This window comes from Gemmatimonadota bacterium, assembly GCA_021295815.1.
Lineage (GTDB): Bacteria > Gemmatimonadota > Gemmatimonadetes > Longimicrobiales > Gaopeijiaceae > JAGWBQ01.
In genome coordinates this window covers 211,414-227,027 of the sequence record JAGWBQ010000007.1, presented here as the reverse complement: position 1 = coordinate 227,027, position 15,614 = coordinate 211,414, and the positions used below count along the sequence as shown (strand labels likewise).

At 67.7% G+C, this 15,614-nt stretch carries 13 protein-coding genes; 12 read left to right on the top strand and 1 reads right to left on the bottom strand.

The features are described 5' to 3' along the window. The first annotated feature begins 57 nt into the window (after positions 1–57). From J4G12_04490 to J4G12_04445, 10 genes are all read left to right on the top strand, one after another. Entirely contained in the window at positions 58–1,482 is a 1,425-nt protein-coding gene (locus tag J4G12_04490) for a peptidylprolyl isomerase (GenBank protein MCE2455064.1), read from the top strand. Between the two features lie 46 nt (positions 1,483–1,528). Beyond that, positions 1,529–2,872 carry a peptidylprolyl isomerase gene (locus tag J4G12_04485; protein MCE2455063.1) on the top strand — a complete coding sequence of 448 codons (1,344 nt, stop codon included), beginning with the start codon at positions 1,529–1,531 and terminating at the stop codon, positions 2,870–2,872. A gap of 18 nt (positions 2,873–2,890) precedes the next feature. Continuing rightward, positions 2,891–3,889 carry a 4-hydroxythreonine-4-phosphate dehydrogenase PdxA gene (gene pdxA / locus J4G12_04480; protein ID MCE2455062.1) on the top strand — a complete coding sequence of 333 codons (999 nt, stop codon included), beginning with the start codon at positions 2,891–2,893 and terminating at the stop codon, positions 3,887–3,889. Beyond that, positions 3,886–4,548: an ATP-binding cassette domain-containing protein gene (locus tag J4G12_04475; protein MCE2455061.1), complete on the top strand. Its 663-nt coding sequence runs from the start codon at positions 3,886–3,888 to the stop codon at positions 4,546–4,548. The genes pdxA and J4G12_04475 overlap by 4 nt, the downstream gene beginning before the upstream one ends. After that, complete coding sequence (locus tag J4G12_04470; protein MCE2455060.1) at positions 4,545–5,411, top strand: permease-like cell division protein FtsX; 867 nt, start codon at positions 4,545–4,547, stop codon at positions 5,409–5,411. Before J4G12_04475 ends, J4G12_04470 begins: the two co-directional genes overlap by 4 nt. Beyond that, a complete protein-coding gene (locus J4G12_04465; protein MCE2455059.1) occupies positions 5,408–6,778 on the top strand; it encodes a peptidoglycan DD-metalloendopeptidase family protein in 1,371 nt (456 codons plus the stop codon). The genes J4G12_04470 and J4G12_04465 overlap by 4 nt, the downstream gene beginning before the upstream one ends. A gap of 67 nt (positions 6,779–6,845) precedes the next feature. After that, a complete protein-coding gene (locus J4G12_04460; GenBank protein ID MCE2455058.1) occupies positions 6,846–8,075 on the top strand; it encodes a hypothetical protein in 1,230 nt (409 codons plus the stop codon). A gap of 1 nt (position 8,076) precedes the next feature. Next, on the top strand, positions 8,077–8,550 hold the full coding sequence (gene moaC / locus J4G12_04455) for a cyclic pyranopterin monophosphate synthase MoaC (GenBank protein MCE2455057.1): 474 nt from the start codon (positions 8,077–8,079) through the stop codon (positions 8,548–8,550). Positions 8,551–8,804: 254 nt separating this feature from the next. Further along, entirely contained in the window at positions 8,805–9,920 is a 1,116-nt protein-coding gene (locus tag J4G12_04450; GenBank protein ID MCE2455056.1) for an alanine--glyoxylate aminotransferase family protein, read from the top strand. Beyond that, positions 9,917–11,095: a transglycosylase SLT domain-containing protein gene (locus J4G12_04445; protein MCE2455055.1), complete on the top strand. Its 1,179-nt coding sequence runs from the start codon at positions 9,917–9,919 to the stop codon at positions 11,093–11,095. Before J4G12_04450 ends, J4G12_04445 begins: the two co-directional genes overlap by 4 nt. A gap of 55 nt (positions 11,096–11,150) precedes the next feature. On the opposite strand, the gene J4G12_04440 is transcribed toward J4G12_04445, so the two are convergent. Then, a complete protein-coding gene (locus J4G12_04440; GenBank protein ID MCE2455054.1) occupies positions 11,151–13,193 on the bottom strand; it encodes a heavy metal translocating P-type ATPase in 2,043 nt (680 codons plus the stop codon). A 66-nt stretch (positions 13,194–13,259) separates the two neighbouring features. Here J4G12_04440 and acs point away from each other — a divergent pair, with 66 nt between their 5' ends. Both acs and J4G12_04430 read left to right on the top strand, forming a co-directional pair. Continuing rightward, positions 13,260–15,209, top strand: coding sequence for an acetate--CoA ligase (gene acs / locus J4G12_04435; GenBank protein ID MCE2455053.1), 1,950 nt, complete (start codon positions 13,260–13,262; stop codon positions 15,207–15,209). 16 nt (positions 15,210–15,225) lie between these two features. Then, positions 15,226–15,609: a hypothetical protein gene (locus tag J4G12_04430; protein MCE2455052.1), complete on the top strand. Its 384-nt coding sequence runs from the start codon at positions 15,226–15,228 to the stop codon at positions 15,607–15,609. The last annotated feature ends 5 nt before the right edge of the window (positions 15,610–15,614 follow it).

Below are 15,614 nucleotides of genomic sequence, written 5' to 3'. Positions count from 1 at the left end.
GAAGGCCGGCCGTACGGTCGGACCTGCGTCGCACACTCCAAGAACCCCCGAACCCGAGTGAAGAGAATTTCCTTCCCGAGCGCGACCCGACTCGCCCGCCTTCCGCTGACTTGGATTCTGGTCGCCGGCGGCTGCGCCGACGCACCGCCCGAATCCGCTGTCGGCAGCATCGGCGATTTCACGCTCACCGTGGACGAAGTGGTCGATATCGTAACCGCCATCGAGAGCGTCCCGGCCGATGTGAACGCCATCGCGAGCATCACCCTGGCATGGGCGGACTACGTAGTGTTGGCCGAGGTGATGGCGGACGATCCCGAACTCGCCGGTGTCGACTTCGATCCCGCCGTGGCCCCTTTGGTCGAGCAGGAGATGATCACGTCGCTCAGAGTGCGGAGCTATCCGGTGGACACTCTGGTCACCGAGGAGGAGATGCTGCGAGCCTACCGAGAGACCGATCCCCCGGTTCGTCTGAGCGCCAGCCACATTCTCCGCGCCTTTCCGCTCAACGCTGCGGACGAGGATCGCGAGCTGGTCCGGCAGAGCGCCGAGGAGCTTGTCGCCAGGATACGCGGCGGCGAGAACTTCACCCGACTCGCCCGCGCCTTCAGCGACGACCCCGGCACCGCGCAGTACGGCGGCAGCCTGGGCGAGTTCGGCCAGGGGGAGATGCTCCCCGAGATCGAGGCCGCGCTCGCCGATCTCGACCCGGGCCAGTTGGGAGGCCCGGTGGAAACCCGACTCGGCTGGCACGTGGTCAGGCTGGATCGACGCGTCGCCCTGGGTTTCGAGCAGGTCGAGAACGAGATCAGGAACATGATTCTCGTCAAACGGCGGCTGGCGGCCGACTCGACCATGGTCGAGGACGCCGAGGCCGGGGCCGAGGTGACGGTGCTCGAAGAGGCGCCGGCGCTCGTCCGCGAGCTGGCTCGCCTCCCCGGCCAGACCCTCTCCTCCCGCGCCGCGGACCGGATCGTCGCGACGCACGGCGACGCCAAACTCACCTTGGGCGAAGTGCGACTTGCGCTGGCACAGGAGAGCGTGGCCCTGGCCGAACAGGTCGCGGAAGCGGAAGAAGAAGAGGTGGCCGACTACCTGACCGGGCTGCTGCGCCGGAAGCTCCTGCTAGAGCTAGCCCGATCCGGAGAGCTGGAGCTCACTCGGGAACGAATCGACGAAATGAGGAACGCCGCTCGCAGCGAGCTCGTCAGAGCGGGGCGCGACCTTGGGCTCCACAGGCTCGACGCGGCGCCCGGCGAACCCCGGCACCAGGCTCTCTCCCGCGTGGCGCGGGAGGCGTTGGAGAGGGTGCTTCAAGGTGGAACCAACGGCGTCGAGCTTGGCAGAATGACGGAAGAGATCCGACGCGGACGGGCGCTCGTGCTCGACGAACGGGCGTTGGGCGAGACCGTGCTCGCCATCGCCTCGGCTCGGATGAATCGGAGCGCTTCTCCGCTCGAATTGTCGGACACCGTCGGCCGGTGAGCCGACCTGCGGAACGCCGGAACGGTCCGGCGGTGTAATGGTTACCATGACTCTTTCTCTACCCGGGACACCCGCCCGACTCATGCCGGTCGTCTGGGCCCTCGCCCTTCTCGCCCCGCCCGAGGCCGCAGCTCTTCAGCTCGGCCTTGGCGGTAGCGACGTCGTGGACCGAGTGGTCGCCTTCGTAGGAGACTCCGCCATCCTCCAAAGTCAGATCGACGAGGAGGTCGAACGCCTTCGGGTGATGGGCGCCGTCGAAGTCCCGGAGCCGGGTGCCGAGCTCGACGAGCTCAGAGGGCGGATTCTCGACAACCTGGTGAATCTCACGCTGATCCTGGTCGCAGCCGACCTCGACTCTCTCGTCCGGATACCGAGCGAGGTCATCGAGGAACGCACGACGGAGGAGATCGACGCCGTCATCCAACGCTTCGGCGGCCAGGCGAGCCTCCAGCAGGCTCTTGCCCAAGAGGGAATGACCCTCGCGGAATACAGAGACATGACCCGCTCGCAGATCGCCCAACAGCAGGTGAGGCAGGCCTTCCTCGGGGTTCGCCTTCGCAACGCCTCGCAGCCGGTGTTACGGGAGGCCGATCTTCTCGAGGCTTTCGAGACCATGCGCGGCTCGCTCGATCAGAGGCCCAAGCTCATAACCTTCAGGCAGGTGGTGATCTCGCCCGCGCCTTCCGACTCGGCAGTGGTCGCGGCCCGGGCGGAAGCGGTCGATCTCCGTCTGAGGGCGCTCCAGGGCGAACCCTTCGACTCGCTGGCGGTCGCTCATTCCCAGGACCCGGGCTCGGCGGCTTCGGGCGGTGACCTGGGGTGGTTCAGACGCGGAGGGATGGTGGCGGAGTTCGACGAAGCGGTCTTCGCTATGAACGAGGACGAGATAAGCGAGGTGATCGAAACCCAGTTCGGCTTTCACGTTATCCGGCTCGACCGCATCCGACCTGGCGAGAGGCGCGCCCGGCACATACTCATCCGCCCCGAGGTCAGCGCCGACGACATGACCGGTGCCGCCGAGACGGCCGACCTGGTGGCTGCCGAAGCCCGAGCCGGGACTCCGATCAACGAGCTCTTTGCACAGTACTCCGATCCTGAAGCGCCGGACTCGCTCACCGTCCCGGTTCCGCAGCTCTCCAGCCTTCCCCCCGGCTACGATGTGCTCCGGACAGCGGTCGAGGGGGACGTATTGGGACCCGTTACCTACCGAACGGCCCAGGGCGAGAACCGGATGGCGGTCGTCAAGGTCACGGGTGTGCGCGAAGCCGGTGCGTACACCTTCGACGATCTCCGCGCCCAGATCTCCGAACAGCTTACCCAGGAACGTCAGATCGAAGCGATTCTCGAAGACCTGCGCGCCCGAACCCACATCGAGATTCTGCGCCGGTAGAGTGCGCACATGGCTCCCGTGACTTCGTCGGCTCGGGTCGCGGTCACGCTCGGGGATCCACGAGGGATCGGACCCGAGGTCTCGTTCGCCGCAGTTCGGACCGGATCGTTCGCCCGCTCGGCGATCACCTTTTACGGGCCGAAGCCGTTCGCGGTGCAAGCACCTGAAGGCTGCGGCTTCATCCCGGTCTGCAACAGGGATTTAGACTACTCCCAAGACCGGGGGGCCGGCGCGGTCGCTGTGGAGGCGATCGTACGGGCGGTCTCCGACATCCTCGCCGGCAGGCAGGACGCCGTGGTCACGGCTCCGGTCCACAAGCCCTCCCTCAGGGCTGCCGGTCTTCGTCATCCCGGCCACACCGAGTTCCTGTGCGAGCTCTCGGGAGCGGGCGAGGTCGGAATGCTGATGGCCGCTGAAGAGATTCCGGGGCGCTCACCTCTTCGGGTGCTGCTCGCCACCACTCACCATCCGCTCGCCGACGTGCCCGGACTGGTCACGAGCGAACTCCTCGTCTCGCAGAGTCTTCTTCTGAGCCGTGAGCTCGGGGAACGCTGGAAGATCGACCGACCGCGGATCGCCCTCTGCTCACTGAACCCCCACGCTTCGGACGGCGGCATCTTCGGCAACGAAGAGGAGGATGTCTACGCTCCCGCCCTCGACCGACTCCGACACCTGGGGGCCGAGGTCCGCGGTCCGATCAGCGCGGACACCGTCTTTGTCCGAGCCCTGGCGGGCGAATTCGACGCGGTGGTGGCGCCCTATCACGACGTCGGGATGGCGGCCTTCAAGACCGCAGCCTTCGGCAAGGGCGTGAACGTCACCCTCGGGATACCCTTCGTCAGGACCTCTCCCGACCACGGGACCGCCTTCGACATCGCCGGGACGGGGCAGGCCGATCCGGGTTCTATGCGTGAGGCCCTGGAGCTGGCTGCGAGACTCGCCCGACCGCGTTCGGGCGCATCGCCCTCGGTCGCCCGGCCCCACGGGTCGGCACCTTCACCTGCCCTTTCGGCATGATCGAGCTTCGGCGGGTCCGCAAGGAGTACGGGGAGCGCAAGTGTGCACTCCGCGACGTGAGCTTCACGGTCGAGAAAGGCGAGTTCGCGTTTCTAACCGGCCACTCGGGCTCGGGCAAGTCGACGGCCATGAGACTGGTGCACATGGCCGAACGCCCGACTTCCGGCGAGGTCCTTGCGGCCGGATTCCACTCCGACCGGGTCACCAGGAAAAACCTCTGGCAAGTTCGGAGACGCATCGGGTTCGTATTCCAGGACTTTCGGCTGCTCCCGAACCGAAGCGCCATCGACAACATCGTCTTCGTGCTCCGGGTCATGGACGCCCCGCGTCGCGAGATCCGCCCGCGGGCCCAGCATATTCTGACCCAGGTCGGGCTGGCGCCAAAGGCGGGCGCACTCGTCCACGAGCTCTCCGGAGGGGAACGCCAGCGGGTCTGCATCGCCCGTGCCCTGGCAGGCGAACCTCACGTCCTCCTAGCCGACGAGCCCACGGGAAATCTCGACCGACGAGCGACCGACGGCATATTGGAGATCTTCTCCGATATCAACGCGGCGGGCACCACGGTGCTGATGGCGACGCATGACCTCGACATCATGGCCCGCATCGCCGAGGCCCGTCGTTTCGTCCTCAGTCACGGCGAGCTGGTGGAGGGGGAGTGATACGCGTTCTCGTCGAGGCGGTCGGCGGCATCAGGCGAGCCCCGCTGCTCTCCGGAACCGCCGCGCTGATGATCGGACTGGCCTTCTTCGTTCTCGGGATCTTCGGTCTTGCGGTTCACAACCTGAACGTCCAGCTCGGGGCGGTCGCGGAGGAGATGGAGGTCGTGCTCTTCCTGAGCGACGATGCGAGCACGGACGAAATCGATCGGATCCGAGACGAGATCGGCGCTCGGACCGAGGTGACCGGAGTTGATTTCGTCTCCAAGGAGGACGCTCGCCGGCGAGCGCTCGAGGACTTTCCAGGCTTCGAGGACGTCTTCGGATCGCTCGACGGAGCGAACCCGCTCCCCCGGTCGCTAGAGATATCGATTCGGCCGGGCGACGGAGCGGCGGCGGCAGCCGACCGGGTCCGAGCCGTCGCCCTCGCCTACCCCCTCGTGGAGGACGCCGATCAAGGTGACGACCTGATCGCCGCGCTCTCGGAGCTCCGGAGTCTCGCCGCGGTCGCGGCTGCGGCCCTCGGGGTCGTTTTATCCGTTGTCGCGGCACTGATCACGGCTTCCGCTCTTCGCGTCGTCATCTTCTCCCGCCGCGACGAGATCTACGTCATGCGGCTCGTGGGAGCTCGCGACAGATTCGTACGCAGCCCGTTCCTGGTGGAGGGGGCTCTGGTCGGGATCACGGGCGGCGGGCTGGCGTTTCTGCTCACCTGGGGCGCCTACCAGGCCACGTTGCGCCTCCTCTTTCCTTTGGAGTGGATGGCGGTGGAGTGGGCCGCAGGCGGGCTCGCCGCCTCCGCGGTCTTTGGAGTCGCGTCGAGTCTGATCGCGATCCGGGGCAGACTGGAGGAACCCGCCTCGTGACCGCGGCGCGGCGGTCGGCGGGCCGAGCGGCGCGGACTCGGAACCTGGCAAACCGCCGCGTCCCCAGGGTTACCGTAACGTTCGGCCTCGTCCTGGCGTCGTCCGGCATTGTGGGCGGATCGCTCGTCGCCCAGACCTCGCTGGCCGACGAGGTCGCCGCGTCGCAGCGCCGCCTGGCGAGCCTGCGAGCCGAACGGACACGACTGGAGGAGGAGGCCATCGGCCTGGGGGAGTCTCTCCGGGACGCCGCGACCGAACTTGCGAACGTCGAACGTCGCATATCGGCTTCGCGGGCCGTGTTGGCCGAGCTCCAGGACCAGGAGGAAGCGGCTGCGCTCGCCGTGAGCGAGAACGAGACCGAACTCACCCGCACCCGTGACAGACTCCTGGAGGCGCGCGACATCCTCGGGAACAGGCTGCGGTCCATCTACAAGGCCGGACCGTTCACCGCGCTCCGAGCCGTTGTCGGCGCGTCGTCCCCTTCCGACCTCGTCACCCGCTACCGGTACATGCGTCATATGGCGGAGAGCGACCGAGCCCTGGTAGACCGGGTGGAGGGGCTGGAGTACCGGCTGCGCTCGGACTCGGCGATGGCGGCCGCCGAGCTCGCTCAACTGCTCGAGCTCAAGGAGGAATTGCTCGCCGAGGAGGCCCGGCTAGTCGCCGAGGAAAGGGAACGCGAGCTGGTGGTCTCCGCCTACCGCAGCCGCGAGGGTGGAGCTCGCACGCGTATTGCGGAGCTCACTGCGGACGAAGAACGCATCGTGGCGCTGGTGGAAGATCTCGAGACCCGGCATCGGGCCCGCGAGCAGGCGGCCCAGCTTGCAGCGGCACGGACAGAGGAGGAGGCGCGGACAGAGAACGGAAGCGTCGGTTCCGGACCGGATTCCGCGGAATCCGCCGACGACTCGACCGCGGCCGACGTGACCGAGGCCGGTCCCTTCGTCACTCGGCGGGACGCGGGCACCCTTCCCTGGCCGCTCGAGGGCGAGATCATCTACGGGTTCGGGAGGGAGAGTCGCGAGGACGGCACGGTGCTGCGCCGCTCCGGAGTGGGAATCGGGGCCATCCTCGGAGCTCCGGTGCGGGCGGTCGCCGACGGTCGGATCGAGCTTGCGGGCCGCTTCGAGGGATACGGTCCCACCGTGGTCGTAAACCATGGCGGCGGCGTCTACTCCCTGTACCTCTACCTCCGCGACATAGACGCCTTCCAAGGCCGGAGCGTGAGCGCGGGCGAGCGAGTCGGCACGGTCGGAGGCGCCGAGACCCAGGAAGGACCGCACCTCGAATTTCAGCTCTGGGCATCCTCCAACGGCGGTGCGCCCATAGCCGAGGATCCCCTGCAGTGGCTGCGCGGCGGAGAATGACGGTGCGACGAGGCTCGACAACGGAGGCCGAGGCCGGTCGCCGCAAGTCTGGTGTGGAGATCGCGAGTTGAGCCTGCTCCCCCTCGAAGGGCACGAGGAGACTCGCCGGGCGGTCGTTCGGGCACTCGGCGACGGCGCCTTGCCCGCAGCGCTGCTGGTAAGCGGTCCGCCGGGAGTGGGCAAGCAGCGGCTCGCTCTCTGGGTCGGTCAACTGGTCCTCTGCGAAACCCCGGGGGACGCCGGACCTTGCGGAAGCTGCCCAGGCTGCTCGATGTCGGTATCTCTCCAGCATCCCGATATGCACTGGCACTTCCCGCTGCCCAGGCCGCGCGCCACAAGACCGGACCGTCTGGCCGACGCGTTGGAAGAGGCGCGCGCGGAGGTCCTCGCCGAAAGACGGTCCAAACCGCTCTACCCCACCGCTCCTCCGGCAGGAGCCATCTATCTGGCGGCGGTTCGGCGCATCCGCTCAGCGTCGACGCAACGGCCGGCGTTGGGGGGCGAGCACGTCTTCGTCATTGGCGAAGCGGAGCGACTGGTCCCGCAGGAGGCCGGCCAGGAAGCCGGAAACGCCTTGCTCAAGGTACTCGAGGAGCCGCCGGGTCCGTGCAGGTTCATCCTCACCTCGTCAGAACCGGCCGGACTGCTCCCTACCATCCGGTCCCGCACCGTTCCCATCACCCTCGCTCCGCTGCCGATCTCTTCGGTAGCCGACTTCCTCCGCGAGCGCTCCGACAGCTCGGCGGACGAGGTCGAAAAGGCCGCCGCGCTCTCGAGAGGCTCGATCGGGCGGGCGCTCGGTTTTCTGGAGAGGGACGGCGAGCCGGGCGAGCTGGAAACCGTGCGTCAGGAAGCCTTCGGACTGGTGGGTTCCGCCCTCGCCGGAGTCGTCGAGATGCGCCGGCTCGAAGCCGACGGATCCGGACGCCGGGACGGCTGCTTCCCACGACCGAATCTGGGCCGGGTCTACAAGTCCGTCCTCGGCTTCGGCCCCAGGCAGGGCACGAACCACGACCTCCTGCTCTCCTTCGTCGAGGAGTGGCTGCGCGACCTGGGAGCGGTCGGCACCGGTGCGCCGGAGCAGATCTGGAACCGGGACTCCCTGGACCGACTCGAACGGGTGGTCGAGCGTACCGGCATCCTGCCATCCGACGTGGCCGACGCCTGCGACCACGTCTCCCAAGCGCGAGAGCTGCTGAAGGGCAACGTCAACCCGCAGCTCGCCATCTACGGACTTCTTCTCGCCCTGACCCGCAGCGCGGCACGAACTCCCGCGCGTCCCCGAGCCGGAGCATGACATGAGAAAGCTCACCCACATCGAAAGCGGCGGTCGGGCGCGCATGGTCGATGTCTCGAAGAAGAGCGAGACCCGACGTACGGCGGTAGCAACCGGACGACTCAGGATGAACCCCGCGACGCTGGAACACATCCTCTCCGGAAAGAACACCAAGGGAAGCGTGACGACCACTGCGGAAATCGCCGGAGTGATGGCCGCGAAGCGGACGGCGGATCTGATTCCTCTCTGTCACGCGCTTCCTCAGGTGAACGCGCGCGTGGTCGTCGAGGCCGATCCCGCCCTTCCCGGGCTGCAGGCCAGGGCCGAGGTCACCGTCGCGGCCGCCACCGGCGTCGAAATGGAAGCCCTCGCCGCAGTCTCGGTCGCGTTGCTCACCGCCTACGACATGGCCAAGGCCGTGGATCGCGGCATGGAGATCGAGCGCGTGAGGCTGGAGAGGAAGCAGGGAGGGCGCTCCGGAGTGTGGGAGCGATGAAGCGCCCTTTTTCGTCGCACCGCCTTCCGCTTTCCCGGACGCGGGATCTCGGAACTCGGTGCGCGGCAGCGCACCTGCCGCGCCACCGCTGAAACTCGTCGCAAGGGGAGCAGATCCGAGCACGGCGGACGACCTCGCAGTCCAATGTGAGGATCCCAGGAGCTCAGCCCTTGGAATGCGGCGCCCTTCGTTAGATTAATCCGGTTCCCGGGCGAACCTCAGGCCCCGGTCGTCTTCCCTTCCAAACTCATCCCATGCGGAGCTCCGATTTCGAGGCCCGTCTTCTTCTGGGACCCGGCCCTTCTCCGGTTTCCAGCCGCATTCGCGAGGCGCTCTCGCGTCCGACCGTGGGTCATCTCGACCCGCAGTTTCTCGCCCTCATGGACGACGTCAACGTCCGGCTGCGTAAGCTCTTCGCGGCAGGGGAAGACGCTCTGGTCTTCCCGATCTCCGGGACCGGCTCGTGCGCCCAGGAAGCCTCGCTAGCCAACCTGCTCGAACCGGGAGACACCGCCGTCATCGGCGTCAACGGGGTCTTCGGCACCCGCCTCGCCGAAATGGCGAAGCGCATGGGTGCCCGGGTCGTCCCGGTGAAAGCGCCTTGGGGATCGATCATCGACCCCGAGGCGGTCCTAAGGGCGGTGAAGGCCGAACCCGACGCGCGTCTGGTCGCGCTCGTGCACGCCGAGACCTCGACCGGCGTCCATCAGCCTCTGCGCGAAGTGGGGGATTTCCTCGCGGGCACCGACACCCTCTTCGTGGCCGACACCGTCACCTCTCTCGGCGGCGTACCTGTCGATTTCGCGGCCAATCGCATCGACGTGGCGTATTCCGGGACGCAGAAGTGCCTGGGCGTCCCGCCCGGACTCGCCCCCATCGCATTCTCGGCCAAGGCGCTCGAGCGGGTACGCGGGCGCAACCGGCCGGCCCAGAGCTGGTACATGGACGCGGCGCTGCTCGCGGACTACGTGGGCGAGGGTTCGACCCGGCGCTACCACCACACCGCTCCCATCAATATGATGTACGCTCTCCACGAGAGCTTGCTCATGGTCGATGAGGAAGGGACAGAGGCGCGCTTCGCCCGACACAGTGAGGTCGGAGGGCTGCTGCAAGAAGAACTGACCGAACGCGGCTGGAAGCTCTTCGCCCAGGAGGGAGCGCGGCTGCCCCAGCTCACCTCCGCCGAGCTCCCCGACGGGCGTGCCGAGGGCCCCCTCCGGGAAGCCCTGCTTCGTGAGCACGGCATCGAGGTCGGAGGCGGTCTCGGACCTGCCGCAGGCAAGCTATGGCGGATAGGGACGATGGGATCGGGCGCCACCCGAAGGAACGTCGAACTCCTCCTGGTCGCTATCGACTCGCTCCTCGGATGACCGACGGAGACCGCCCGCAACGGTCGGCGCTGCTGATCGCAGTCTTGTTCGCGGCGGGCGCATGCTCCTCGCTTCCGGCCTTCCCTCCCCCGGTTCCGCCCCCGGCCGTCGACGTCGAACCGGTCGGGATCGCCTATCCCGTCGGGGGCACCTTTCTCTCCGAGCCGGAACCGGCGGTCGAAGACCCCCGCGACACCATCTTTCATTCTCCGCTCCTAGGCAACCCCGAGTTCTGGGCCGAAGTGGAGACCTACATCGACTTCTGGAAGGGACCTGCCAGCGAGTGGTTTCCCAGGTGCATCGAAGGGTTTCAGTGGTTCGGGGCGATGGTCGACTCCGCACTCGTCGCCAACGGTCTCCCCAGGTCCTTGCGTTACCTTCCGGTCCTGGAGAGCTGCTACCTGCCCGACGCGGTCAGTCCGGCGAGCGCGGTGGGGCTCTGGCAGTTCATGGAGCCGACGGCCCGAGCGCTCGGTCTGGAGGTGAACCGCCTCGTCGACGAACGCCGCGACCCTTACGCCGCAACCCACGCGGCCATGCGCTTTCTCTCCGATCTCCACCGTCGCTTCGACTCCTGGGCGCTGGCTCTCGCGGCGTACAACGGCGGCCCCACCAGAGTAGCCCGCCTGCTGCGCACCCACGCTCCTTTGCACCCCCGTTCCGACGAGCTCTACTGGGTGATCCGACCTCACCTGCCCCGCGAGACCCGGTCCTTCGTCGCCAAGTTCTACTCGGGCATGATCGTCGCCGGCAGCCCGACTTCGCACGGTTATCAGCGAACGGGAAACGGGCGCTTCGAGTTCGACGAGGTCGAGGTGCCGGACGCCACCTCGTTCGACGTGATCGCCCGCGCCGCCGGCACCACGGAAGAAGAGATCGCCCGCCTCAATCCCAAGTACGTACGCGACGTGACGCCCCCGAGAAGGAACAGCTCGGTCCGAGTGCCCAAGGGAAGCGGCGCGGATTTCCGGGAGGCCTACCGGGCCATCCCTCCCGAGGAGCGCGTCACCTTCACCGAGCATGAGATCCGCCCCGGCGACACCTTGAGCGAGATAGCCGAGAAGTACGGAGTTTCGGTCACCGACCTCCAGGACGCCAACCCGGGCATCCGGGCCCGTTACCTGCGGGTGGGTGCCCGCCTCGTCGTGCCCGTCGTCTCCGGGAGGAAGCGGTAGCGGCGGTCGCCGCAGGTTGCTGGAGCCGGCCTCCGGAGTCGGCTTTCCTCTCGAATCAGCCTCGTCCCGCTCCGCGGTTTAGCAGCAGGCGCAGTCCGTTGAAGACGACGACGACGGTGCTGCCCTCGTGTCCGATGATGCCCTCGGTCAGACCGATCCGGCCCCAGAGCGCGAGCGAAACGAGCACTATCATCATCGCCACCGCGAACGCCAGATTCTGTCGCACGATGGTGCGCGCACGCCGGCTGAGGCGGACGGCATAGGCCAGGCTGTCCAAGCTCTCGCCCATCACCACCACGCCTGCGGTCTCGAGCGCCACGTCGGAGCCCACCGCACCCATCGCGATGCCTACGTCGGCTCGCGCCAGCGCGGGTGCGTCGTTGACGCCGTCACCGACCATCGCCACCGATCCGTGACGGTCCCTCATCCCCTCGATGATGCCCGATTTGTCCTCCGGGCGGAGTTCGGCGTGGATCTCGTCGACCCCCAGGGCGCCGCCCACCGCGTCCGCGGCCTCGCGAGCGTCGCCGGTGAGCAGCGCGATCCGCCCCACCCCGTTCGTCCGCAGACTTCGCAGAGCCGTCGCCGCTCCCGGACGCGGCGTGTCGGCGACCGCGATCGCTCCAACCACCCGGGAGCCGCACGCGACATAGACCGGCGTGCTGCCGGTGGGGCGCGCACCGTCGAAGGACTCCACCAGCGCCTTCGGCAGCGCGCCCACGTGCTCGGCGATCCAGACCGGCCTCCCCACGCGGACGGTCTCGCCGTCCACCTTCGCGAGCATACCCTGCCCCACCACCGCCCTGAAGCCCGTCACCTCGGCCAGATCGAGCTCCCGCTCGTTCGCCGCTCTCACTATCGCGCCGGCGACGGGGTGCTCCGAGCGCGCACCGACCGAAGCTGCCAGGGACAGGCACGACCGGAGACGGGACCCGGAACCGGCCGCAGCAGTGGTGTCAGTCTCGGTCACGAGGGTCACTCCGGGACGACCCATGGTCAGCGTGCCGGTCTTGTCGAAGGCGACCGTGGAGACATCGGCGAGCGCATCCAGATGGGCGCCGCCCTTGAAGAGAATGCCCCGCCGGGCGCCGTTGCTCACGGCCGACACTATCGTCGCCGGAATGGAGATCACCAGCGCGCACGGCGACGCCACGACGAGAAGGGTCATCGCTCGATAGAACGCGTCGTCGAAGGCCGCACCCATCAGCAGCACGGGTACCGCCACGGCCAGGCCCGCAGCACCGATCACGGTCGTCGCGTAACGGCCCTCCATCCGCTCGATCCATCCCTGGGTCGGCGCCCTGGCCTCCTGGGCATCCTCCACCAGTCGGATCACCCGAGCGAGGGTCGTCTCGTCCGAGAGCCGTTCCACGACCACGTCGAGCGAACCGCTCTCGTTCAGCGTACCCGCGAAAACCGGCACGCCCTCGTTCTTGAACGCCGGCTCGGGCTCCCCGGTCAAGGTGGACTCGTTGACGTACGACTCTCCCGAGACCACGCGCCCGTCTACCGGAACCCTTTCGCCCGGACCCACGCGCGCGATCTCTCCCCTGACCAGCAACTCGACTGCGACCGATTCCGTTCGACCGTCCGGTGCCACCCTCGTGGCCGAATCGGGCCGGAGCGCGACCAGAGCCCGGATCGAGCGCCTCGTCCTCTGGAAGGCGTAGGCCTCGAGCGAATGGCCGGCCGAAAAGAGGAAGAGCAGGACCGCCCCTTCCAGCCAGTGCCCAACGACCGCCGCGCCCACGGCCGCGAGCACCATGAGCACGTCCACGTCGACCTTCGCTCGCGCAAGCGCCTTGAACGAGTGCGTCGCCGGCTGGTATCCCCCCGCCGCGTAAGCCGCGACGAAGGCGAGGAGCGCACCGGACTCCCGCCAGCCCGGGATCTCCGCTCCCGAACCCGGAACGCCGTCCCCGCCCAGGAACGGGATCCGACCGAGCAGCGACAGTAGCGTCCGGCTCACGTCGTGCGCGTCCCCGGCCTGTTGCAGCCACCATCCCAGGAGCGCGGCCAACCCGCATCCCAGGGTCGCCAGCGCAGACCCCTTCCAGGCCTGATCGTCGGCTGAAACGTCGCAACAGTGGGAGCTCATATGGGCCCCAGTGGCCGCCCCCCCCCCCCCCGTCCAACTGCGGGTCCGCAACCAACCGACTGTCGGATGACCGAAATCGCGCTTGACTCGCTTCTGGACGAACGTCGCCTCTTCCCTCCTCCGTCCGATTTCGCCCACCGCGCCGTCGTCAACGATCCCGCCATCTACGAGCGGGCCTCGGAAGACATCGAGGCGTTCTGGGCCGATTGGGCGTCCAGGCTCGACTGGTTCCGCCCTTGGGACAGCGTGCTCGAATGGAATCCGCCGCAGGCGCGCTGGTTCCTCGGCGGCAAACTCAACGCCGCGTGGAACTGCCTCGACCGCCATCTCTCCGGCCCGGTCGCCGACCGACCCGCCATCCACTGGGAGGGCGAACCCGGAGATCGACGCGTCCTGACCTACCGGGAGCTGCACCGCGAAGTCTCCATTTTCGCGAACGTCCTGAAGAGGCTCGACGTGGGCAAGGGCGACCGCGTCACCATCTACCTGCCCATGATACCCGAGGCCGCCGTCGCCATGCTGGCCTGCGCCCGTATCGGGGCGATCCACTCTGTCGTGTTCGGCGGCTTCTCGGCCAGATCGCTCGCCGACCGGAACAACGATGCCGGGGCTCGGCTGCTCGTCACCGCCGACGGCGGCTGGCGCCGGGGCTCGATCGTCCCGCTCAAGCGAAACGCCGACGAAGCTCTGGCTCGGTCGTCCACCCTCGAAAACGTGCTGGTCGTGCGAAGAGGCGGCGAACTCTCCGAGCGGGTGAACGCCGAAATGGTAGCGGGACGGGATCACTGGTACCACGAGCTTCGCGACACTGTGTCCGACGACTGTCCCGCCGAGCCCATGGACGCGGAAGACACTCTCTTCATCCTCTACACTTCCGGCACCACTGGTAAGCCCAAGGGAGTGGTTCACACCACCGGCGGCTACATGACCCAGCTCGTCGCCACGACGACCTCGGTCTTCGGTCCCAAGGAAGAGGACGTCTACTGGTGCACGGCCGACGTGGGCTGGATCACCGGCCACTCGTACATCGTCTACGGACCGCTCGCGTGCGGAGCGCAGGTCCTGATTTACGAAGGTGCGCCCGACGCTCCCGACCGCTCTCGCTTCTGGCGCATCTGCGAGGAGTACGAGGTCACCGTCTTCTATACCGCGCCCACCGCGATCAGAGCCTTCATGCGCTGGGGCGAGTCCCATCCGGCGGCTCACGACCTTTCTCGATTGCGGCTCCTGGGAACCGTCGGAGAACCTATCAATCCGGAGGCCTGGAGCTGGTACCATAGGGTCATCGGCGGCGAGCGCTGCCCGATCGTCGACACCTGGTGGCAGACCGAGACCGGTGCGATGATGATCACGCCTCTGCCCGCGATCACGGCCGCCCGGCCCGGCTCCGCCGCCCGCGCCTTTCCCGGCATCGAGGTGAAGATCCTGGACGACGCCGGCGAGGAGTGCGACGCCGGCTATTTGGCGATCACCGCGCCTTGGCCCTCCATGCTGCGCACGGTCTGGGGCGACGACGAACGCTACCGGGACACCTACTGGTCGAAGTGGCCCGACATCTACTTCACCGGCGACGGCGCCCGCAGGGACGAGGACGGCTACCTGTGGATACTCGGGCGGGTCGACGACGTGCTCAATGTCGCCGGCCATCGCATCGGCACCATGGAGGTGGAGAGCGCGCTCGTCGATCACGAGACCGTGGCCGAAGCCGCCGTGGTCGGCAAGAGCCACGATGTCAAGGGAGAGTCGATCGCCGCCTTCGTCACGCTCAAGGAAGGCGTGCCGGCCACGCCCGATCTCAACGCCGAACTCAGGGTCCACGTTGGAGAACAGATCGGACCGATCGCCCGCCCCGAGCTCGTGGTCTTCGCGGCCGACCTGCCCAAGACCCGCTCAGGCAAGATCATGCGCCGCCTGCTCCGCGACGTGGCGGAAGGCAGAGCCTTGGGCGACACGAGCACGCTTGCCGACCCCTCGGTCGTCGCGCGCCTCAAGGAAGTCTACGAAGACGAGGAATAGCCGTTAGCTTTTCGCCATGACCCACGACATCCTGCGGCGGCGGTTGATGCGCGCCATCGACGCGCTCCCCGAGGAGAGGATATACCAGGTTCTCGACTACATCGAGTTTCTGGAAGGTAAGTACGGGAACGACGAAGCTCCCCCCGCGAGCCGGCTCCAGCAGATCGCCGAAGGCATCGAGGACCGGCTCCGCAAGAGATCGGTGAGTCCGGGCGCTCTGCGCGAGGCCTTCCAGTTCATTTCTGCGGCCGACCGCGTGCTCTCCGGGGTATCCGAGGCCGGCAAGCGCGTCCTCTCCGACATCGGACAGGTGGTCGACGAACGTGACGACCCGAGTTCGCCCACCCGCAAGGAAGGGGGCGGGTCGACCGCCGATCGCAACGCCGAATCCGAAACGTGACGACC